General features: G+C 64.5%; 21 protein-coding genes. 14 read left to right on the top strand and 7 right to left on the bottom strand.

Annotated elements, in window-relative coordinates; all coding sequences use genetic code 11:
• Positions 1-132 precede the first annotated feature (132 nt).
• The gene (locus AYJ57_RS01130) at positions 133-1,503 is read left to right on the top strand and encodes a class II 3-deoxy-7-phosphoheptulonate synthase (protein ID WP_066100013.1); all 1,371 of its coding nucleotides are present in this window, start codon (positions 133-135) and stop codon (positions 1,501-1,503) included.
• A gap of 175 nt (positions 1,504-1,678) precedes the next feature.
• Positions 1,679-2,119: a DUF4174 domain-containing protein gene (locus tag AYJ57_RS01125; RefSeq protein ID WP_066100010.1), complete on the top strand. Its 441-nt coding sequence runs from the start codon at positions 1,679-1,681 to the stop codon at positions 2,117-2,119.
• Positions 2,120-2,137: 18 nt separating this feature from the next.
• On the opposite strand, the gene AYJ57_RS01120 is transcribed toward AYJ57_RS01125, so the two are convergent.
• The 4 genes from AYJ57_RS01120 to AYJ57_RS01105 all read right to left on the bottom strand — a co-directional run bounded on the left by AYJ57_RS01120 (position 2,138) and on the right by AYJ57_RS01105 (position 6,165).
• Positions 2,138-2,581, bottom strand: coding sequence for a GNAT family N-acetyltransferase (locus AYJ57_RS01120; RefSeq protein WP_066100007.1), 444 nt, complete (start codon positions 2,579-2,581; stop codon positions 2,138-2,140).
• Between the two features lie 138 nt (positions 2,582-2,719).
• Positions 2,720-4,252 (bottom strand): glucosylglycerol-phosphate synthase, encoded by a 1,533-nt coding sequence (ggpS, locus tag AYJ57_RS01115; protein WP_066100005.1) that lies wholly within the window; start codon positions 4,250-4,252, stop codon positions 2,720-2,722.
• Positions 4,253-4,255: 3 nt separating this feature from the next.
• On the bottom strand, positions 4,256-5,032 hold the full coding sequence (locus AYJ57_RS01110) for an HAD-IIB family hydrolase (RefSeq protein WP_066100003.1): 777 nt from the start codon (positions 5,030-5,032) through the stop codon (positions 4,256-4,258).
• On the bottom strand, positions 5,029-6,165 hold the full coding sequence (locus AYJ57_RS01105; RefSeq protein WP_083191111.1) for an NAD(P)H-dependent glycerol-3-phosphate dehydrogenase: 1,137 nt from the start codon (positions 6,163-6,165) through the stop codon (positions 5,029-5,031). Before AYJ57_RS01105 ends, AYJ57_RS01110 begins: the two co-directional genes overlap by 4 nt.
• Before the next feature lie 444 nt (positions 6,166-6,609).
• On the opposite strand from AYJ57_RS01105, the gene AYJ57_RS01100 reads away from it, so the two are divergent.
• Positions 6,610-7,524 carry a UTP--glucose-1-phosphate uridylyltransferase gene (locus AYJ57_RS01100; protein ID WP_237220178.1) on the top strand — a complete coding sequence of 305 codons (915 nt, stop codon included), beginning with the start codon at positions 6,610-6,612 and terminating at the stop codon, positions 7,522-7,524.
• Between the two features lie 88 nt (positions 7,525-7,612).
• Here the strand turns inward: AYJ57_RS01100 and AYJ57_RS01095 are convergent, their stop codons facing one another.
• Positions 7,613-8,308, bottom strand: coding sequence for a PAS domain-containing protein (locus AYJ57_RS01095; RefSeq protein ID WP_237220177.1), 696 nt, complete (start codon positions 8,306-8,308; stop codon positions 7,613-7,615).
• Positions 8,309-8,574: 266 nt separating this feature from the next.
• On the opposite strand from AYJ57_RS01095, the gene AYJ57_RS01090 reads away from it, so the two are divergent.
• The 3 genes from AYJ57_RS01090 to AYJ57_RS01080 are packed head-to-tail and all read left to right on the top strand — an operon-like array spanning position 8,575 to position 10,635.
• Positions 8,575-9,465 carry a YicC/YloC family endoribonuclease gene (locus AYJ57_RS01090; RefSeq protein WP_066099993.1) on the top strand — a complete coding sequence of 297 codons (891 nt, stop codon included), beginning with the start codon at positions 8,575-8,577 and terminating at the stop codon, positions 9,463-9,465.
• A 7-nt stretch (positions 9,466-9,472) separates the two neighbouring features.
• Positions 9,473-10,117: a guanylate kinase gene (gene gmk, locus AYJ57_RS01085; protein ID WP_066106482.1), complete on the top strand. Its 645-nt coding sequence runs from the start codon at positions 9,473-9,475 to the stop codon at positions 10,115-10,117.
• Positions 10,114-10,635, top strand: coding sequence for a gamma carbonic anhydrase family protein (locus AYJ57_RS01080; RefSeq protein WP_066099990.1), 522 nt, complete (start codon positions 10,114-10,116; stop codon positions 10,633-10,635). The genes gmk and AYJ57_RS01080 overlap by 4 nt, the downstream gene beginning before the upstream one ends.
• Before the next feature lie 16 nt (positions 10,636-10,651).
• Here the strand turns inward: AYJ57_RS01080 and AYJ57_RS01075 are convergent, their stop codons facing one another.
• The gene (locus tag AYJ57_RS01075; RefSeq protein WP_193789499.1) at positions 10,652-11,161 is read right to left on the bottom strand and encodes a hypothetical protein; all 510 of its coding nucleotides are present in this window, start codon (positions 11,159-11,161) and stop codon (positions 10,652-10,654) included.
• Positions 11,162-11,474: 313 nt separating this feature from the next.
• On the opposite strand from AYJ57_RS01075, the gene AYJ57_RS01070 reads away from it, so the two are divergent.
• The 8 genes from AYJ57_RS01070 to phoB all read left to right on the top strand — a co-directional run bounded on the left by AYJ57_RS01070 (position 11,475) and on the right by phoB (position 20,287).
• Positions 11,475-12,659, top strand: coding sequence for a trans-sulfuration enzyme family protein (locus AYJ57_RS01070; RefSeq protein ID WP_066099983.1), 1,185 nt, complete (start codon positions 11,475-11,477; stop codon positions 12,657-12,659).
• Positions 12,659-13,723, top strand: coding sequence for an ATP-binding protein (locus tag AYJ57_RS01065; RefSeq protein ID WP_066099980.1), 1,065 nt, complete (start codon positions 12,659-12,661; stop codon positions 13,721-13,723). The genes AYJ57_RS01070 and AYJ57_RS01065 overlap by 1 nt, the downstream gene beginning before the upstream one ends.
• Before the next feature lie 381 nt (positions 13,724-14,104).
• Entirely contained in the window at positions 14,105-15,133 is a 1,029-nt protein-coding gene (locus AYJ57_RS01060) for a substrate-binding domain-containing protein (RefSeq protein ID WP_066099975.1), read from the top strand.
• A gap of 91 nt (positions 15,134-15,224) precedes the next feature.
• The gene (gene pstC / locus AYJ57_RS01055) at positions 15,225-16,688 is read left to right on the top strand and encodes a phosphate ABC transporter permease subunit PstC (RefSeq protein ID WP_066099973.1); all 1,464 of its coding nucleotides are present in this window, start codon (positions 15,225-15,227) and stop codon (positions 16,686-16,688) included.
• Positions 16,688-18,037: a phosphate ABC transporter permease PstA gene (gene pstA / locus AYJ57_RS01050; protein WP_066099969.1), complete on the top strand. Its 1,350-nt coding sequence runs from the start codon at positions 16,688-16,690 to the stop codon at positions 18,035-18,037. Before pstC ends, pstA begins: the two co-directional genes overlap by 1 nt.
• 18 nt (positions 18,038-18,055) lie before the next feature.
• A complete protein-coding gene (pstB, locus tag AYJ57_RS01045; protein WP_066099967.1) occupies positions 18,056-18,853 on the top strand; it encodes a phosphate ABC transporter ATP-binding protein PstB in 798 nt (265 codons plus the stop codon).
• Between the two features lie 3 nt (positions 18,854-18,856).
• Positions 18,857-19,594: a phosphate signaling complex protein PhoU gene (phoU, locus tag AYJ57_RS01040; RefSeq protein ID WP_066099963.1), complete on the top strand. Its 738-nt coding sequence runs from the start codon at positions 18,857-18,859 to the stop codon at positions 19,592-19,594.
• A gap of 3 nt (positions 19,595-19,597) precedes the next feature.
• Entirely contained in the window at positions 19,598-20,287 is a 690-nt protein-coding gene (gene phoB / locus AYJ57_RS01035; RefSeq protein ID WP_066099960.1) for a phosphate regulon transcriptional regulator PhoB, read from the top strand.
• A gap of 135 nt (positions 20,288-20,422) precedes the next feature.
• Here phoB and AYJ57_RS01030 read toward each other — a convergent pair whose 3' ends face one another.
• Positions 20,423-21,463, bottom strand: coding sequence for an HlyD family secretion protein (locus tag AYJ57_RS01030; RefSeq protein WP_066099957.1), 1,041 nt, complete (start codon positions 21,461-21,463; stop codon positions 20,423-20,425).
• Between the last annotated feature and the right edge of the window lie 8 nt (positions 21,464-21,471).

The following is a 21,471-nucleotide window of genomic DNA, read 5'->3' as shown; positions in this document are numbered from 1 at the left end:
TATGCGCAGGGCTATGACGTGGCGTCCTTGACGCTGCGTGTATTAGCTGTGGCATTGCCGCATTTGGTTCGCTATACGCGATCCACGTTTCAAGGAACGTTTACGCTAACGGAGTGTCGTCGGGAGAGAGCCATGACCGAGTGGAGCAAATCGAGCTGGAGAACCAAACCGCGGATTCAGATGCCGGATTATCAAGATCAGGCAGAACTGAACGCTGTCGAGGCTCAGCTTTCGAAGTATCCACCGCTGGTTTTTGCGGGCGAGGCCCGTCGCCTGCGCGAAGAGCTGGGCAAAGCGTCGCGCGGCGAGGCGTTCCTGCTGCAGGGCGGTGACTGCGCCGAAGCCTTCGATCAGTTCTCGGCCAATTCCATCCGCGACACCTTCAAGGTGATGCTGCAGATGGCGATGGTGCTCACCTATGGCGCCAAGGTGCCGGTGGTGAAAGTGGGCCGGATGGCCGGTCAGTTCGCCAAGCCGCGTTCGGCCCCCACGGAAACCGTGGATGGCGTCGAACTGCCGAGCTTCCGCGGCGACATCATCAACGAGCTGGCCTTCACCCCCGAAGCGCGCAAGCCCGATCCGCGCAAGATGCTGCAGGCCTACACGCAGGCGGCGGCGACGCTGAACCTGATCCGCGCCTTCTCGACCGGCGGCTATGCCGACGTGCATCAGGTGCACCAGTGGACGCTCGGCTTCGTCGAGGGCGAGAAAGCCACGCGCTACCGCGACATGGCGAACCGCATCTCGGACACGCTGGACTTCATGAAGGCCGCTGGTGTCGACAGCAACCGTTCGGCGGCGCTGCATCAGGTGAACTTCTACACCAGCCACGAGTCGCTGCTGCTGGAGTATGAAGAGGCGCTGACCCGCATCGACTCGACCTCGGGCAAATGGCTCGCGGGCTCGGGCCACATGATCTGGATCGGCGACCGCACCCGCCAGCCCGATGGCGCGCACGTGGAATTTGCCCGCGGCGTGATGAACCCGATCGGCCTCAAGTGCGGCCCCTCGATGACCACCGAAGATCTCAAGGTGCTGATCGAGAAGTTGAACCCCGAGAACGAAGCGGGCCGGCTGACGCTGATCTCGCGCTTCGGTGCAGGCAATGTGGGCGATCACCTGCCGCGTCTGGTGAAAACCGTGAAGGAAATGGGCGCCAATGTCGTCTGGACCTGCGATCCGATGCACGGCAATACCATCAAGTCGGCCTCGGGCTACAAGACGCGCCCGTTCGACTCGGTGCTGCGCGAGGTGCGCGAGTTCTTCGCCGTGCACCGCGACGAGGGCACCGTGCCCGGCGGCGTGCATTTCGAGATGACCGGTCAGGATGTGACCGAATGCACCGGTGGCCTTTACGCCGTGTCCGACGAGAACCTGTCGGACCGCTACCACACCGCTTGCGATCCGCGTCTCAACGCCTCGCAGTCGCTGGAACTGGCCTTCCTCGTCGCCGAGGAACTGACCGCGCTGCGCGACAAATCGGCGGATGTTGCCTCGGCCTGAGCCAGCGCATCCTGAGAATTGAGAAAGGCGGTCCTTCGGGGCCGCCTTTTTGCTTTTGGGGACGTGCAGCGACAAATCGCTGCGCGGTTCGGCCAATTTCGGCCAACGCGGAAATTGTGAGAGATCCGGAGCCGCACCTTCTGCGTAGTCCTTGTAACCCTCAAGGAGATTGCAGATGCTTCGACGCCCATTCCCCCTCACCGCGGTCGGCCTCGCCGCCGCAGCCACGCTTGCCGCTCCAATCGCCGGTCAGGCCGCTGGCGAGATTTTCCGCCCGCTTCCCGCAGAGCAGCGCGACCTGCAGGACATGCGCTGGGACAAGCGCCCGGTGCTGCTCTTCGCGCCGTCCGAAAGCGATGAGACCTACAGCCAGCAGATGGCGCTCTTCCGTCAGGCCGAGGCGGAACTGCGCGACCGCGATATCGTGGTGCTCAGCGACCTGCAGCCGGATCAGCCGAGCCCGCTGCGGCAGGGGTTCTCGCCCGGCGGCTTTAAGCTGGTGCTGGTCGGCAAGGACGGCGGCGTGAAGCTGGAAGAAGACGCGGTGCTGTCCCCCGAGCAGCTTTTCGCGGCGATCGACCGGATGCCGATGCGGCGGAACGAAACGAACGACTGAGACCCCTAGCGCCGTGGCTCACGCGGGCCGCGGCTGCCAGAGATAGGAGACGTCGATTCCGTCGTCGGGGCCTGGGACGAAGCCGCGGGAGCGGTAGAACCCATTGGCTGGGCTTCCAACGAGGGCGATGAGCCGGATCGGCAGGCCGCCGCTTTGCGCCCGCTCCATCGCGGCGGAGAGGAGTCGGTCGCCGAGCCCGCGCCCCTGAAATTCTGGCGCGATGTAGAGGTGATCGAGATAGAGATCCTCGGGCCGATGGCGCTGAACCATAAAGCCCGCGAGCGCGCCGTCGCAGCGCAGCACGGTCGTGTCCTCAGGCGTATAGCTGTCAAGGAACCTGTTTCGCGCGCGGTCGGGATCGAAACGCCCCAGCGCCTCGAGGCTTGGGCGCATTGCCGCGACGCGCAGCGCGGCAAGGGTATCGGCGTCGTCAGCGATGGCGGGCTCTAGGGCGATGTTCATACGCGCCCTCCTGAGCGACATCTTCTGCTGGAGTGTTATGGGCTGGTGCGCTCGCAGCTGCAATCGCAGCCGGGCGATAAGAAAGGCCCGCCGCGCGGATGCGGGCGGGCCTTTCCTGTCTGTGTCGATGCCTTGCGCTCAGGCGTCTTCAGTCTCGCCGCCGACCGGAGCGGCGTCCTCGTCCTGCTTGCCGAAATCCTTCGGCGACAGAAGCGCAAGCTGGTCGCTGGCCCAATGGTTGGTGTCGCGCTTTTCCACCGCGCTTCGCAGCAGCGCGATCCGGGCACGGCGCTCTTCCTCGGGCATGTCGATGGCCAGATCGATGGCGAAATCCATGGCGCGCGTCGACCAGGGGTTGGTCAGCACTGCCGCGCCAAGCTCCACCGCGGCGCCGGCGAATTCCGACAGCACCAGTACGCCGTCACCATCCTTGCGCGAGGCGACATATTCCTTGCACACAAGGTTCATGCCGTCGGCGAGCGGGGTGATCCACGCCACGTCGGCCACTTGATACCACGCCACCAGTTCCTCGAAGGGAATGGCGCGCGAGATCAGCGCGCAGGGCTGGAAGGTGAAGCTGCCGAAACGCCCGTTGATCCGGCCCGCGATCTCTTCGAGCTCTTTCTGGATCGGCTCGTAGACGGTCATATTGCGGTTGGCGGGCACCGAGACGTGCAGCAGACGCACCTGACCGCGCAGGTCCGGGCGGCGCTCCAGCAGACGCTCGAACGCCAGAAGCTGATCGGCACCGCCCTTGGTGTAATCGGTGCGCCCGACCGACAGCAGCAGCTTGCCGTCGCCGATCTCCGAGCGGAAGCGGGCGGCCAGCTTGTCGGTGTCCTCGCTCTCGGCAAGGCTTTTGATGTAGTCGGTGTTCACGCCCACGGGGGTCACGCCAAGATGCACCACATGCCCGTCGTCGAGGTGGATCTCGGTCGGCACCGTGCGGTCCGACAGCGCCGAGCCTTCCGACATCATGTCTTCGGCGACCTTGGTGCGCGGCACTTGGCCCACGTCGCGCAGGCTTCGCACACAGCTCAGGAAGTTCGAGGCGTAGCGCGGGATGTGAAAGCCCACCACGTCGGCGGCCAGCAGCGAGTCGATGATCTCGCCGCGCCACGGCAGCACGTTGAACATATCCGCTGCCGGGAAGGGCGTGTGGTGATAGAAGGAGATGCGCAGGTCGGGGCGCATCTGGCGCAGGTAGCCGGGCACCAGCCATAGGTTGTAGTCGTGGACCCAGACCGCCGCGCCATGGGCGGCCTCCGAGGCGGCGGCCTCGGCGAAGGCCCAGTTCACCTCGCGGAAGGTCGGCCAGTCGACCGGGTCGTAGTTATACTTTTCCTTGAACCCGTGCAGGATCGGCCAGAACGCCTCTTTCGAGGTGATGTGGTAAAAGCTGCGCACTTGTTCGGCGGTCAGCGGCAGGCGCGAGACGGTGTATTTGCCAAAGCTGTCCTCGATATCCACCACGCGGTCGAAACCGGGGTTCGAGGGGTCCTCGGCCTCTTTCCATGCCACCCACGCGGCCTTGTCGACTGAGCCGAAGAAGCTCTTCAGCGTGGGGACGATGCCGTTGGGGCTTTTGTTTTCACGGAACTCGATCTTGCCATTCACCTCAACCTCTTCATAGGGCTGGCGGTGGTAGACGATCACCAGATCACTGGGCATGGGTCAGGCTCCTTTCGGAAGGTCGTGCATTTCGAAGGTCTGGATCGCCTCGAGGATGCCCGCGGCGCCGATGCGCTGCGCTTTATGGACATGCGGCAGGTCCTTGACCTCTTTGATCAGGGCGTCCTCGGCGCCGCCCACGGCGACGGCGGGCAGCCCGCATTGCAGCATCGACAGATCGTTGAGCGTGTCGCCCGCGGCAAGCACGCGGCGCTCTTCGATCTTCAGATGCGAGACGAGACGGCGCAGCGACGGCCCTTTGGAAATGCCGCGCGGCAGCACGTCGAAATAGCGGTTGTCCGAGACCAGCGGGTCATGGCCCATCTCGCGCACCTTGTCGTGCGCCGAAGGATCGAACGCCTCGGCATCGAGGTCATAGCTGATGCGGTAGCGGAAATCGGTGGGCTGCAGCGTCAGGCCGGGGTGGCCGTGGAGCGCCGCGCGCACCGTGTCACCGGCGTTGCCCCATGTCTCGGCGATCTCTTCTTCGAGCGGCTCGATCGGGTGGATGTCGCCATCCTGCACCTCGGCGATGGTGGTGCCCACGTCGCCGACCACGAACTCGGGCCACGGCACGCCGCCGTCGCAAAGCTCGCGGATGAAGCGCGGGTCGCGGCCGGTGACGAAGATCAGGCCCACAGTGTCGCGGTTCGCCTCGATCCAGTCATAGAGGGTTTTCCGGTCCGCATCGGTGCCGCCGAGGAAGGTGCCGTCGAGATCGGTCGCCAGCACGAAGCGGCAGGTTGCGATGTCTCGGGCCTTCGTGGTGTCGAGGCTCATGCGGGGTCTCCTTCGTGGGGATGCAGTAGCAGGTCGAGGGCGCGGGGTTCGCCCTCGATCGGGGCAGCCCAAAGCTGCTGGAAAGTGGCGGTGAGCGGCGCGCCCTCGTGCAGAACGGCGTGGACCGCTTCGCAGATCGGCATGCGCACACCGAGGCGGCGGGCCAGATCGACCACCGACACGGCGTTCACCTCGCCCTCGACCACGACCGGCTTGCCGTCAAAGCATTCGTCGCGCGCCATGCCGCGTCCAAGCTGCGTGCCAAGCGCCATATTGCGCGAGGTGGTGGAAGAGCAGGTCAGCGTGAGATCGCCCGCGCCGGCAAGGCCGGTCACCGTCTCGCGGCGGCCGCCAAGCGCTTCGGCAAGGAACTTCATCTCATCCATGCCACGGGTGATCAGCGCTGCGCGGGTGTTTTCGGCAAAGCCAGCGCCGGTCATCATACCGCAGGCGATGGCGATCACGTTCTTCACCGCGCCGCCAACCTCTACGCCGACCAGATCGTCGGAGATATAGGGGCGGAACGCGTCGGTCTGCATGGTCAGCGCGAGCCGGGCGGCGGGAGCTTTCTCGGGCTCGATCCGGTCATGGTGTGTGAAGTTGAAGGCCACGGTGGCGGCGGTCGGATGGCCGAGCGCGGTTTCCGTGGCGAAGGTCGGGCCCGAAAGGGCGCCGACGGGATGGCCGGGAAGCTCTTCCTCGACCACATGGCTCAGCAGATAGCCGGTGCCGCGCTCGATGCCCTTGCAGCAGAGCGCGAGGGGCACGCCCTCGGGCAGAAACTCGCGCATCGAGCGGGCGACGTCGCGCAATGTGTGGGAGGGGGTGACCAGCAAAACCGCTTCGGTGTTGTCGAGCGCTTCGCGCAGGTCAGAGGTTGGACGCAGCGTTGCGGGCAGGTCGATGCCGGGCAGGTGGTCCGGGTTCTGGCCGGTTTCGGCCATGGCCTTGGCAAGATCGGGGCGGCGGCCCCAGATGCGTGTCTCGCATCCTGCGCGGGCGGCGGTGGTGGCAAGGGCGGTGCCCCAGCTCCCCATGCCGATCACGGTCAGGCGAGAATAGGGCGTGGCGCGCCGGGGGCCGGTGAGGCTGTCGGGCTGCGCGGGCGGGGTTGGGATGCTCTGTCCGTCCATGACACATGTGGGGCCGCTGCCACGTGGTGGCACCGTCGGCGACCCAGAGGGCTCTCTCCGTTGCTGTTGTCCTGATAACGCTGACTCTAGGTCGATTGTTCCGGGAATAACACCAGTGGACGCGAAATTTTTCTGCGCTTGCGAGGTATTTTCGATGCAACCCGCTGACATAACACGCATGTTTTGATCTGAAATTACTGCCTAAATTTTAATCATGGAACCATTTGGCGGCTCGTGGTGTTCGAGAAAACAAGAGGTTGAGCGTTCCGCCGCTTATCTCCGGGTGCCTCGGATTTGACCTGCGGAAAATTGGCCATACTCTCTTACCCATACGCCGCAGTGCAGCGGGGCTGATTAGACAGGCCTTAGCACGGCATTGATATTTTGGCGGTCCGTCACGAGGGCGGATCACCGAGATCAGGTCACTCGAAAGGAGTTCCAGACGTGAGCACGCCCGATATGAAGACCGGCAAATCCAAAGTGAGAACTGCGATTTTCCCCGTTGCCGGACTCGGGACCCGTTTCCTGCCCGCGACCAAGGCAACACCGAAAGAGCTGCTGCCCGTTCTCGACAAGCCGCTGCTGCAGTTCGCCATTGACGAGGCGCGCGCCGCCGGGATCGAGCGGATGATCTTCGTCTCGCACCCCAGCAAGAGCGCCATCGAGCGCTACGTCCATCAGGACAAAGACCTTTGCGACACGCTGCGCGAGCGCGGCAAGCACAAGATCGCAGACTCGCTGCATGAGGCGGCGATCAACCCCGATGAAGAGCAGGTGTTCTTTGTCATGCAGCCCGAGCCGCTTGGCCTTGGTCACGCGGTCCTCTGCGCTGCCGAACATGCGCTGCCGGGTCCGGTGGCGGTGATCCTGCCCGACGATCTGATTGTCGGCGAAAAGGGCTGCCTGTCCGAGATGATCGAAGCCTATGAGACCTCAGAGCCGGGCCACATGGTTGCGACCATGGAAGTGAAGCGCGACGAGGTTTCGGCCTATGGCGTTCTGGTGCCCGAGGGCGAGGCCGACGGCCAGATGCTGCGCGCGTCGGGCATGGTCGAAAAGCCCGAGGCCGACAAGGCGCCGTCGCTGCAGGCGGTGGTTGGCCGCTACGTGCTCGACGGGTCGATCTTTGCCGACCTGGACGGTCTGCCCGCCGGTCTGGGCGGCGAGATTCAGCTGACCGATGCCATCGCGCTTGGCGCAGAGAAGGTGGGACTGTGTGGTTTCCGCTTCTCGGGTGACCGTTTCGACTGCGGATCCAAGGCTGGGATGCTGCGTGCGACGCTGGCCTATGCCGGAACGCAGAAGGAGTTCCATCCGGTGCTGCAGGAACTGCAGCCGCTGCCCATCGCGGCCGAGTGATCTTTTCGGACGCAGGTCCGCAAAATCAAAACGCGGCGCTTTCGGGCGCCGCGTTTTTCTTATGTCGCGATGGGGTCGCCGAACTGGCTCAATCGTCGTTAGAGACGATCAAGCGCAGGTAGGGCGGACGTTTCCCGCTGCTGTCCTGCGCGGGTTTGAACGGAGCGGGCGTGAAGGGCGAGCCATCTTCGGCAAGCGCGCGCACCGGCGCGACGGGCGGCTTGGGCAGGCTGACGGGCTTCTTGATGCTGTGCTCTTCGCGCTCGGCCAAAGCCTCGCCGGGCGCATGCATGCTGATGCTTTCGATACGGAAGCGCCGGGGCGTGCGACCGACGCGGCCATGGGTCACCAGCGCGCCGATCATCCGGCTGAGATCGCCCATGTCCGAGCGCAGCGGCAGAAGCACCATGTCCCCGGTCAGGCGGCTTTTGCCGAAGCCTTCCTCGGCCACAAGGTGCATCCGCACTTCCACGCCGTCAGCAAAGAGTTTGGCAATGGCCGCGCCCAGCTGGTCGCGATCCTCGGGGGCGATCAGGGCCGAGAGCGGCATGCCCGAGGTCTCCATTCCCATAAGCTCGTTGAGATGGGTGCCCGCCACGCGCAGCTTTGCCAGCATCGGGGCAATGCGCTCTCCGAGGAAAGCATATTCCAAGGCGCTTTCGATGCCGCGAGGGTCGATCTGGCTGCGCAGCGGGATCTGCCCGTCGGCGCCGACGAGCCCCTGCCAATAGGCCTCGATCAGCCGCAGCGGCGCGAGGCGCCGTTCCTTCTCGTGCTCTGTCATAGACACCACACCCTCGCCGTTACCACCCAACCCGAACATCTGCACTCGCTCCAATGCTAACACTTTTCGCCGGATGCGCGCCCCCGAATGCAGCCGACGTTGATTGGAGATTAAGTTACCTCAAATGCGTCCGGTTTTCGCCCCAATTGTGACCGAAGGGTTAACAGTGCCTTTTGGGGTGCGGCTGGACAGGCCACGCATGGGCTTGTAGGCCATTGAAAGCGGGCGTCGAATTTTGCCCGGACGCGAATTTGAAAGGGTCTGAAATGCGGCAATCCATGACCGGCTTTGCATCACGCCAAGGGGAAACCGCGGGGCTCCGCTGGAGCTGGGAGTTGCGCGGGGTGAATGGCAAGGGGCTGGAGCTGCGCCTTCGGCTGCCCGACTGGATCGAGGGGCTCGAGCCGCAGGTCCGCGCCGCGGCGCAAAAGGCGCTGGCACGGGGCAACGTGCAGATTTCGCTCAAGACGCAGGGCAACGGTGAGGAAGCGGCGGCGGAGCTTGATGAGGCGGTGCTGACGCGGATCCTTACGGCGATGGCGCGGATCGAAGGGGCTGCGGCCGGGCAGGGGCTGGTGCTCTCGCCATCCTCCGCGGCGCAGATTGTGGCCCTTCGCGGCGTGCTGAGCACCTCTGGCGCGCCCGCCGATATCACCCAGTTGCGCGGCGAGATGCTGGCGGCCTTTGGCGAGGCGCTGGAGGAGTTCACCCAGATGCGCCGCACCGAAGGCGCGGCTCTGGCCGCGATCCTGACCGGGCAGCTTGATGAGATCGAGGCTTTGGTGGCGCAGGCCGCCGAGGCGGTCGAGGCGCGTCGGGGCGAGCAGGACGAGCGTCTGCGCGCCCAGTTGCAGCGCGTGATGGAGGGGGTGAGTGGGGTCGATGAGGCGCGCGTCGCGCAGGAACTGGCGGTGATCGCGGTGAAATCCGACGTCACCGAAGAGCTTGACCGCCTGACCGCCCATGTGGCCGCCGCGCGTGAGCTTCTGGCAGCGGAAGGCGCCGTGGGGCGGCGTCTCGACTTTCTGATGCAGGAATTCAACCGCGAGGCGAACACGCTCTGCTCGAAATCCGGCTCCGCCGCCTTGACGCAGGTCGGCCTGACCCTCAAGACGGTCATCGACCAGATGCGCGAGCAAGTGCAGAACGTGGAGTAATATGACTATGAGCGGACGGCGCGGCCTCCTGATCATCCTTTCCTCGCCCTCGGGCGCGGGCAAATCGACCTTGGCCAAGCGTCTGCGGGCGTGGGACCCGTCGATCATCTTCTCGGTCTCGGCGACCACACGGGCGCCGCGGCCCGGCGAGGTGGACGGCGAGGACTACCATTTCATGCCCGAGATCGACTTCAAGAAGGCCGTGTCGAGCGGCAATATGCTCGAACACGCGCATGTCTTCGGCAATTTCTACGGCTCGCCCAAGGGCCCGGTGCGCGAGGCGATTATCGACGGGCAGGACGTGCTGTTCGACATCGACTGGCAGGGCGCGCAGCAGATCACCAACTCCGAGCTTGGCCTGCACACGCTGTCGATCTTCCTGCTGCCACCGTCGATCGGCGAGCTCAAGCGGCGGCTCGAGGCGCGCGGTCAGGACGGTGCCGATGTCATTGACAAGCGGATGCAGAAAAGCTGGGACGAGATCTCGCACTGGGGCTCGTATGACTTCGTTCTGGTGAACGAGGACCTCGACGAGACCGAGGCGCAGCTCAAGAGCATCATCACCGCCACGCGGCTGCGCCGCACCCAGCAGCCCGGTCTGCTGAACCATGTGCGCGCGCTGCAGGCAGAGTTTGAGGAGGGCGACGTATGACAGTTTACGCATTGGACGGGGTGGCCCCGGAGCTTCACGAAAGCGCCTGGGTCGCGCCCGATGCGAACCTCATCGGCAAAATTGTCATGGAAGAGGGCAGTTCGGTCTGGTTCGGCTGCACGCTGCGCGGGGATAATGAGGAGATCCGCGTGGGCGCAGGCTCGAACGTTCAGGAGAACGTGGTGTGCCACACCGATATGGGTTTTCCGCTGACCATCGGCGCGGGCTGCACCATCGGCCATAAGGCGATGTTGCACGGCTGTACGATCGGCGAGAACTCTCTGATCGGCATGGGGGCGACGATCCTCAACGGCGCGAAGATCGGGCGCAACTGCCTGATCGGTGCCGGGGCGCTGATCCCGGAAGGCAAGGAAATCCCCGATGGTAGCCTTGTGATGGGCATGCCGGGCAAGGTGGTCCGGCAGCTTGATGAGGCGGCGATCGAAGGGCTGCGGAAGTCGGCCCTGAACTATCAAGAAAATGCCCGACGCTTCAGCGCCGGGCTAATCCCTGTCTGATCCGGCGAATGCTGAATCAGGCGTTGGCGAGCGCGTATTCGACCTTGCTGCTAACTTCGTCCTGAAGACGACGGGTCAGCAGCGGCGTCGGAATGCCGCGAAGCGCCGGTTTGCGGTTCGGTGCGCGCTGGCTTTCCTGCAGGAAGCCAAGGATCTGCTCGGCATGATCACGGTTGCGCGCCACAAGCTTGTGGCCCTTCACCGTCCATTGCCAATAGGCGTCCTCCGGCCAAGAGATCGTCTTCGCCTCGAAGGTCTTGCAGGCCTTGCACCACACCATGCCCCGCTCGTTCAGCCGATAACCTTCGCCGGTCTCACCCGGTTGCAGGAACTTCGGCTTCTTGCAGTCCGGCTGTTGCCACTTGAACTGCTCGGGGAAAAGTTCTTCTACGACAACGCGGCCCCAGACATGCGAATGCTCTGGGACGTCAGGTAGCCGTACGACACAGGTAAACCGGAAAGGCTCGAAGAACTGGGCAGCCTTGCCGCAATCACTACAGCGTACATCGAGAGGATCATTCTGCATCTTCGTCGACGCTCCTGTAAGTTGTAGGTGCCCCCACCTACGTCTCTAGGATGTGTTAAGAATTGGGCTGAAATCAACCTTAATTATTGCAAACTTCCCGTTACACGAGTGTAAAGCGGACGACAGTAAACAATTCAGGCGGGTGCTCAGGATTGTTGAAGATGCTTTTGAATTTTCGGTGATTTTGTTCATATTTGCGTGTGAATGCGGGGCGATTGTTCCACCTAGGTTCTGCGCGGATTCTTGCCTAGATTCTCTATCTTGTCCTGACCGGGGCGCTGTGCAAAGCCTGTGGCCGAATTAAGGAGGCCCCATGGACACCCGCAAGACTCTCATTCGCCCGGTTCCCGTACCCGCATCGGTTTCTTCGGCCGTGGTCACGCCCATCATGCCGGCGGTGGTTTACGCCTCCGACAGCCCGGATTCGCTCGACGATCAGTACAATGGCGTCACTTCCGGCTACACCTATGCGCGCGAAGGTCACCCCAACGCCGACATGCTGGCGCAGCGCATCGACGCGCTTGAGGGGATGGAGGGCGGCATCGTCACCGGATCCGGCATGTCCGCTGTGTCCGCCGTTCTGCTTGGGCTGCTGAGCGCGGGCGATCACGTTCTGGGGGCCGATCAGCTGTACGGGCGCTCGCTGCGGATGATGGCCGAGGATCTGCCGCGCTTGGGCATCGCCACCTCGCTGGCCGATCCGACCGACATCACTGCCTTTGCCGCCGCGCTGCGGCCCGAGACCAAGCTGGTGCTGATCGAACTGGTGTCGAACCCGACGCTGCGGATCGCCGATCTCGACGGGATCGCCGCGCTCTGCAAGGAAAAGGGCGTGCTGCTGGCGGTGGACAACACCTTTACCACCCCCGCCGCGATCAAGCCGGTGGAGCGCGGCGCCGATATCGTCATTCATTCGGTGACCAAACTGCTCGCGGGCCATGCGGATGTGACGCTGGGCTGGGTGGCCGCCAAGGACCCGGAGGTGAACCAGCGCCTGCGCGTCTTCGCCGTGACCGCAGGCCTCACCGCAAGCCCGTTTGATTGCTGGCTGGCCGAGCGCGGGCTGATGACCTTCCCGCTGCGGTTCCGCCAGACGCAGGAGACGGCGCAGCGGCTGTCCGATTTCCTGACCGGCAAGCCGGGCGTGCGCCGCGTGCTCTATCCGGGCCGCGCTGACCATCCCGACGCCGGGCGCGCGCAATCGGTGCTGCGGGGCAATCCGGGCAATATGCTCAGCTTCGAGCTGGACGGCGGGCGGGCCGCGGCCAACGCTTTCACCGAGGCGGCGCAGGGCATCGCCTTTGCCCCGACGCTCGGCGATGTGGGCACCACGCTGTCGCATCCCGCGTCCTCGTCGCACCGAGCGCTGACGCCCGAAGGGCGCGCCGCGCTGGGGATTTCCGAGGGCTTCTTCCGCGTCTCGGTGGGGCTTGAGGATCCCGAGGCGCTGCTCGAGGTCTTCGAGAGCGGCCTCAAAGCCGCGCGAGAGGCGCTCTGATGAAGGCCGAGGCGCGCGATCTGATCGACGCCATGCCGCTCCCGGCGGTTCTGATCCGCTGGGACGAGAGAATCGACGCCGCCAACGCGGAAGCGACCGCCTTGCTGGGCGAGGGGCTTGCGGGCCGGCATTTCATCACCGTGCTGCGCCAGCCGGTGCTGCTGGATGCGATCGAGGGCACGTTTCGCGACGGCACACCGCGCAAGACCCGCTACCTGTCGACCGATGGTCGGCAGGACACCGCCTTTGATGTGGCCTGCCGCGCGGTGGCGCTCGAGAAAGGGCCGGGCGTGCTGCTGACCTTCGCCGATGTCACCCATCTGGAGCAGGCCGGGCAGATGCGGCGCGATTTTGTCGCCAACGTCAGCCATGAGCTACGCACGCCGCTGACCGCTTTGCTGGGCTTCATAGAGACCCTGCGCGGCCCGGCGCGCGAGGATGCGGCCGCGCGCGAGCGCTTTCTCGGGATCATGGAGACCGAGGCCGAACGCATGGAACGGCTCGTGGGCGATCTGCTCTCGCTCAGCCGTCTGGAGGCGGAAGAGCGCGTGCGCCCGACCGAGCCACTCGATCTGCCGGAGCTTATGAGCTCGGTGCTGAACGGGCTGGCGCCGCTGGCCGAAGAGGCCGGGGTCAGCTTGGTCCGCGATCTGCCCGAGGGGCCGCTGGAGGTGGTTGGCGATTCCGATCAGCTGCGGCAGGTCATGGTCAATCTCGTTGAAAACGCGTTGAAATATTCCGGTCGCGGCGCGCAGGTGACGGTGCGCCTGTCACCGCCGACCTATCAGCCGCGCCTGCGGGCCGAGGGGGTCGAGATCGAGGTGACTGACACCGGGCCGGGCTTTGATCCGCTGCATATCCCGCGCCTGACCGAGCGGTTCTACCGGGTCGACAGTCACCGCTCGCGCGAGATGGGCGGCACCGGGCTGGGCCTCGCCATCGTCAAGCATATCGTGAACCGGCACCGCGGGCGACTTCGGATCGAGAGCATGCCGGGCAAAGGCAGCACCTTCCGGGTGATCCTGCCGCTGCGCGCCAGCGCGCCGCGGGTCGAGGACGCCTGATTCTCGATCCGCGACTCCACGGTGGATTTTTACAAAGACGGCCCGTCGCAATGCGGCGGGTTCTTTTTTGCGTGTGCAGCGGGTGGCGCAGGCTGTCACATAGAGCGCTCTATGGTTGAATCCGCCAAGGATAATAACCCTTAAATCGAGTTCGGCCTAAAATTGGCCACGGAAATTTAATCGAATTTTTGCCGGTCGAAATTTTAGATAAGTGCACAAAAACAGTCACATAGTATCCTATGGGCCGCTTCGCGCCGACGTGGGCGACAGGCTGTCATAAAAGCGTTACATAGGTGTCACAAAAGCATAGCGAACGTTGCCTAGGCACCGCTTCAAGTTCCCCGACCGGGGGACGGGTTCTGACCAAACAGGAGCATTCATATGCAATCCGTCAAACTCGCCGTTTCGACCCTCGCGCTCGCCGCTGCTTCGGCAAGCGCTGCTGCCGCACGTGACAACGTTCAGGTTGCAGGCTCGTCGACCGTGCTGCCCTACGCCTCGATCGTCGCCGAAGCCTTTGGCGAGAACTTCGACTTCCCGACGCCCGTCGTGGAATCGGGCGGCTCCTCGGCTGGCCTGAAGCGCTTCTGCGAAGGCGTCGGCGAGAACACCATCGACATCGCGAACGCCTCGCGCGCCATCCGCGAAAAAGAGATCAAAGCCTGTGCCGACGCTGGCGTGACGGACATCATTCAGGTCCGCATCGGCTATGACGGCATCGTCTTCGCGTCGCAGAAAGACGGCCCCGAGTTCACCGCGTTCGAGCCGGATGACTGGTACAACGCGCTGGCACCGAAAGTCGTCGTCGACGGCGAGCTGGTCGACAACCCCTACACCAAATGGTCGGAATTCAACGCCGATCTGCCGGACGTCGAGATCGCAGCCTTCATCCCGGGCACCAAGCACGGCACCCGCGAAGTCTTTGAAGAGAAGGTTCTGGCGGCTGGTTGCGAGACCACCGGCGCTCTGGAAGCCATGGTCGCTTCGGGCATGTCGGAAGACGACGCTGAAGACGCCTGCATCGCGGTCCGCACCGACGGCAAGTCGGTCGACATCGACGGCGACTACACCGAGACCCTGGCCCGTATCGACAGCAACGCAAACGGCGTTGGCGTCTTCGGCCTGGCGTTCTACGAGAACAACACCGACAAGCTCAAAGTCGCGACCATGTCCGGCATCGAGCCGTCGACCGAGACCATCGCGTCGGGCGAATACCCGGTGTCGCGTCCGCTGTTCTTCTACATCAAGAAAGCCCACATCGGCGTCATCCCCGGCCTTAAAGAATTCGCAGAGTTCTTCGTTGCTGACGAGATCGCTGGCCCCGATGGCCCGCTCGCCAACTACGGCCTCGTGTCCGACCCCGAACTGAGCGCGACTCAGTCGATGGTCGCCGACGAGGAAACCATGTAAGCGGACGTCAGTCTGTTGGGCGGAGGGCAGCTTCGCGCTGCCCTCCGTTTTGCTTTTTGGTGATCTCGCACCGGAATAACTTGGGGGCCCAATGCCTGTTCTCTGGCTGATCCTGATCGTTCTCGCGCTGGCCGTCGCGGGATATTTCGCCGGGCGCGCACGCGCCATTTCAAGCGCCGGCGACGACCGACGCGGCCTTCATTCGCTGCCGAATTATTATGGCTGGAACGTCGCGATCAAAGCGATGGCACCGGCCTTCCTCGTTCTGATCATCTGGCTGGTCGCCCAGCCTTTCGTGGTCAACAGCAAGGCCACCGGCCTGCTTGACGCTGCCGCCATCCCCGAAGGATCCACGCTGGGTCTGGTGATGTCGGATGTGCGCCGCGTGGCTGACGGGCTCGACCTCGCCGTCGAGCAGGGGCTGCTGACCGCTGGTGAGGCCTCGGACCTGAGCACGTCGGGGACCGACGTTCGCGGCATTCTAGGCAGCGCCGGTGTTGCCGTGGGCTCTGACATCACGCCCGAGGTGCTGGATGCCGCGCAAAGCTACCGCACGAGCAACGCCACCGGCGATCTGCTGCGCGCCATCGTGGTGCTTGGCCTTGCGCTGGCTGGCGGCGCATGGGCGCTGGCGCAGACCAACAAGGATTTCCGCGCGCGCAACTCGGTCGAGCATGCGATCCGCGCGATCCTGATCGGTGCCGCCTCGATCGCGATCCTGACCACCATCGGCATCGTGCTGTCGCTGGTCTTCAACACCGTCGAGTTCTTCCGCATCTACCCGGCGTCGGAATTCTTCGGCTCCTTCACATGGTCGCCCAGCTTTGGCGGCGGCTCGCAGCTTGGCATCTGGCCGCTGCTTTGGGGCACGCTCTATATCTCGCTGATCGCGCTGCTGGTGTCGGTGCCGATCGGGCTGTTTGCCGCCGTCTACCTGTCGGAATACGCCGGGCCGAAATTCCGTGCCGTCGCCAAACCCGCGCTGGAACTCTTGGCCGGTATCCCGACCATCGTTTACGGTCTCTTCGCGCTGCTGACGGTCGGCCCGCTGCTGCTGTCGGTCTTTGGCCGCGACGGGCTGAACTGGATGCAGGCGGGCACCGCCGTGATGACCGCGGGTCTCGTGATGGGCATCATGCTGATCCCCTTCGTCAGCTCGCTGTCGGATGACATCATCAACGCCGTGCCGCAATCGCTGCGCGACGGGTCTTACGGGCTTGGCGCGACCCAGTCCGAGACCATCAAGCAGGTGATCCTGCCCGCCGCGCTGCCCGGCATCGTCGGCGCGATCCTTCTGGCCGCCTCGCGCGCCATCGGCGAGACGATGATCGTGGTGATGGGGGCAGGGGCCGCGGCCCGGCTGTCGCTCAACCCGTTCGATGCGATGACCACCGTCACCGCCAAGATCGTCAGCCAGCTGACCGGCGACGCGGATTTCGCCTCGCCCGAAGCACTGGTGGCCTTCGCCCTCGGCATGACCCTTTTCGTCATGACCTTGGCGCTCAACGTCTTCGCGCTCTACATCGTGCGCAAATACCGGGAGCAGTACGACTGATGTCCGACGCAACCTATTCCGGCGACGCGCCCAAGTCCCACGGGCTGCTGACCGTCGATCCCCGCACCAAGAAACGCAACGCTTCCGAGAAACGCTTTCGCACCTATGGCCTCGCGGCCATTGGCGCCGGTGTGTTCTTTCTCGCGGTGCTGCTGATCGCCATCGTCAGCAACGGCATCGGCGCGTTCCAGCAGACCTTCATCGAGGTGCCGGTCTATCTCGAAGAAGCCAAGCTCGACAAAAACGGCAACCGCGATCCGGCGGAAATGCAGAAGGTCTCGACCTTTGGCTACAACCCGCTGATCCAGAACTCGCTGTGGAAAGTCGTCGTCGACAGCGGCGCCGAGACCCCCTTCGAGGAAGCCAAGGACGTCAAGGAGATGATCTCTGCCTCGGCTGCGGCCAAGGTGCGTGACTGGGTGCTGGCAAACCCCGAGCGGGTTGGCGAAACCGTCGATTTCCAGATCCTCGCGTCGAGCCGCGTCGACGGCTACCTCAAAGGCCGCGTCAGCCGCGAGAGCATCGAGCAGGACAAGAACATCGACGCCGAGCATCTCGATCTGGTCGACGTGCTGCGCGAGCAGGGCGTGGTCCACAAGAGCTTCAACTGGGAGTTCATCACCGGCGCCGACGCCTCGGAAAGCCGCGCTGAACAGGCCGGTCTGGGCGTGTCGATGCTGGGCTCGCTCTTCATGATGATCACCGTGCTGCTGCTGGCTCTGCCGATTGGCGTCGCGGCCTCGATCTACCTCGAAGAGTTTGCGCCGCAGAACAAGTTCACCGACTTCATCGAGGTGAACATCTCCAACCTCGCCGCGGTGCCCTCGATCGTCTTCGGTATCCTTGGCCTCGCGGCCTTCATCCAGTTCGCGCATCTGCCGCAGTCGGCACCGCTTGTGGGTGGCCTGACGCTGACGCTGATGACGCTGCCGACCATCGTGATCTCGACCCGCGCCGCGCTGAAGGCGGTGCCGCCGTCGATCCGCGATGCGGCGCTGGGGGTGGGTGCGTCGAAGATGCAGGCGACCTTCCACCACGTGCTGCCGCTGGCCATGCCCGGCATCCTGACCGGCACGATCATCGGCCTTGCCCAAGCGCTTGGCGAAACCGCGCCGCTGCTGCTGATCGGCATGGTCGGCTATATCGCCACCAACTATCCCGAGGGGGTCTTTTCGGGCTTCCTGTCGCCGAACTCGGCCATGCCCGCCCAGATCTACGAATGGGCCAAGCGCGCCGACCCTGCCTACTACGAGCGTGCCTGGGGCGGGATCATCATCCTGCTGGTGTTCCTGCTGGCCATGAACCTGCTCGCCATCGTGCTGCGCCGCAAGTTCGAGCGCCGCTGGTAAGCTATAAGGATATTGAACATGTACGACTCGCCATTGAGGAAGACCGAAGTGGATACCAACGCTAGCAAGATTTCCGCCCGTGACGTGCAGGTCTATTATAGGGACACGCACGCCATCAAGGACGTCAATGTCGAGATCCTCGACAAGACCGTGACCGCCTTCATCGGTCCGTCGGGCTGCGGCAAATCCACCTTTCTGCGCACCCTGAACCGGATGAACGACACGATCGACATCTGCCGCGTCGAAGGGCTTATCGAGCTCGACGGCGAGGACATCTACGACAAGCGTGTCGACCCGGTGCAGCTGCGCGCCAAAGTGGGCATGGTGTTTCAAAAGCCGAACCCGTTCCCCAAGTCGATCTACGACAACGTCGCTTACGGGCCGAAAATCCACGGGCTGGCCAAGAACAAGGCCGAGCTTGACGAGATCGTCGAGAAGGCCCTGCGCCGCGGTGCCATCTGGGATGAGGTGAAGGACCGCCTCGATGCGCCGGGGACCGGCCTGTCGGGCGGCCAGCAGCAGCGTCTGTGCATCGCCCGCGCCGTGGCCACCGAGCCCGAGGTGCTGCTGATGGACGAGCCCTGCTCGGCGCTCGACCCGATCGCCACCGGTCAGGTCGAGGAGCTGATCGACGAGCTGCGCGAGAACTACTCGGTGGTGATCGTGACCCACTCCATGCAGCAGGCCGCGCGGGTGAGCCAGAAGACCGCCTTCTTCCACCTCGGCAACCTCGTGGAATACGGCGACACCTCGCAGATCTTCACCAACCCCGTGGATCCCCGCACGGAATCCTACATCACCGGACGGATCGGATAAGTCATGAGTGACGAGCTGAAGAAACACATCGCCTCGGCCTTCGACCGCGACCTCGAAGGCATTCAGGCGCAGATCCTCAAGATGGGCGGCCTCGTCGAGGCGGCGATCCATGATGCCGCGCTCTCGCTTGAGAGCCGCGACGAGGAACTGGCACAGAAGGTCGTCGCCGGTGACAAGGCGATCGACGAGCTTGAAGAGCTGCTCAACGAGGAAGCCGCGCGGGTGATCGCGCTGCGCGCCCCCACCGCCCGCGACCTGCGCGTGGTGCTTTCGGTGATGCGCATGTCGGCCAACCTCGAGCGGATCGGCGATCTGTCGAAGAACATGGCCAAGCGCACCTCGGTGCTCTCGCAGCTGGCGCAGATCGAAGGCTCGGCCACCGCGCTGCGCCGCATGTCGCGCGAGGTCGAGCATATGCTCAAAGACGGGCTCGACGCCTACATCCGCCGCGATGAGGCGCTGGCCAAAGACGTGATCGAGCGCGACCGCGATGTGGACCAGATGTACAACACGCTGTTCCGCGAGTTCCTGACCTTCATGCTCGAGGACCCGCGCAACATCACCTCCTGCATGCATCTGCATTTCATCGCCAAGAACGTCGAGCGCATGGGCGACCATGTGACCGCCATCGCCGAGCAGGTGATTTTCCTCGCCACCGGCGAGATGCCGCATGAGGGCCGGGTGAAAGAAGACCGCACCTCTTCCGACCCGGCGCTCAGCGCCGATGCGGGCAAGGAGTGAGGCATGGCCGCTGATCAACCCACGGTTCTGGTGGTCGAGGATGAGGCCGCGCAGCGCGAGGTGCTGCGCTACAACCTCGAGGCCGAGGGCTTCCGCGTCGCTGCCGCTGGCAATGGCGAAGAGGCGCTGGTGCTGCTCGACGAAGAGAACCCGGATGTGGTGGTGCTCGACTGGATGCTGCCCAATCTCTCGGGGATCGAGGTCTGCCGCCAGATCAAGACCCGCACCGAGACCCGCAGCCTGCCGGTGATCATGCTCTCGGCGCGCTCCGAAGAGGTCGATCGCATTCGCGGCCTCGACACCGGCGCCGACGACTATGTGGTGAAACCCTACAGCCTGCGCGAGCTGATGGCGCGGGTGAAGGCGCAGCTGCGCCGCGCGCGGCCCTCGGCGGCCGGTCTGCGGCTGGAGTTCGAGGACATCGTGCTCGACGCCGAAACCCACCGCGTGATGCGCGGCGGGCAGGAACTGAAGCTCGGGCCGACCGAGTTCCGCCTGCTCTCCACCTTCATGGAAAAGCCCGGCCGCGTCTGGTCGCGTGAGCAGCTGCTCGACCGGGTCTGGGGCCGCGACATCTATGTGGACACGCGCACCGTCGACGTCCACATCGGCCGTCTGCGCAAGGCGCTTGGTGCCCATGGCGGAGAGGATCCGCTGCGCACCGTGCGCGGCGCCGGCTACGCGCTCGGCTGAGCGCGCACATCACACACCACAGCGAAAGGGCGGTCCCAAGGCCGCCCTTTTCCTTTCCGCGCTTCTTCTCTTTTTAAAATACGCCGGGGGAGTCCGCGTCAGCGGACGGGGGCAGCGCCCCCATCCCGGCGGGCGTCAGCCCGCCGCCCCCGCGGTATCCACATCCACCACAACCGAAAAGCCGGGCCGCAGCGCCTGCGCATCCTGTCCATCGTCGATCGAAATCCGCACCGGCAGCCGCTGCGCGATTTTGGTGAAATTGCCCGTGGCGTTGGACCCCGACAGCAGGCTGAATTCCGAGGCGGCGGCGGGCGAGAAGCCCTGCACATGGCCGTCAAAGGCGCGCCCGCCAAGCGCGTCCACGGTAAAGCGCACGGGCTGTCCCGCCTGCAGCCCGTGCAGCGCGGTTTCCTTGAAGTTGGCGATCACCCACAGATCGATGCCCACATGGCTCACCAGCGTGGTGCCCGCCGTCGCATATTGCCCCACATGCGCCGAGACCTGACCGAGGCGGCCATCCGCCGGGGCGCGGATTTCGGTGTGGTCGAGGTCGATCTGCGCCAATTCCACCGCCGCCTCGGCGCTTTCCACATCCGCGTTGCGCGCGGCGATCTGCAGCTTTGCGCTCGCGGTCGCCTCGCGCTGGACCTGAAGCTGCGCTTCGGCCTGCCGCACAGAGGCCTGCGCCTGCCGCAGCGCAAGATCGGTCTGATCGGCGCTGGATTGGGACGTCACGCCGCGCTCGCGCAGCTTGTCCATCCGCTCGGCGTCGGTCTGCGCGGTCTCCAGCGTCGATTGCGCCGAGGCGAGCGCGGCCTCTGCCGAATGCTCGCTGGCCACCGCCGAGCTGACGCTCTGTTTCGCCACATCGACGGCGGCCTTGGCAGAGGCCAGCGTTGCCTGCGCCTGCGAGAGTTTCTGGCGATAGCTCGACGGGTCAATGCGCGCGATCAAATCGCCTTGCTTGACGGTCTGGAAGTCGCTCACGTCGACCTCGGACAGATAGCCCGAGAGCTGCGGCGCGATCTGCGTGACCTTGCCGCGCAGATAGGCGTTTTCGGTCGAGGGATGGGCGGCGGCGAAGGGCGGCAGGTGCCATGCAAACAGCAGCAGCAGCACACCGGCGATGCCGATCGCCGAGGCGATAAGGGTTGGGAGGGAGAGGAATTTCTTCATTGTTCTTG

The organism is Salipiger sp. CCB-MM3, from assembly GCF_001687105.1.
Taxonomy (GTDB): Bacteria; Pseudomonadota; Alphaproteobacteria; order Rhodobacterales; family Rhodobacteraceae; genus Salipiger.
This window is presented reverse-complemented; position numbering and strand designations above follow the sequence as displayed.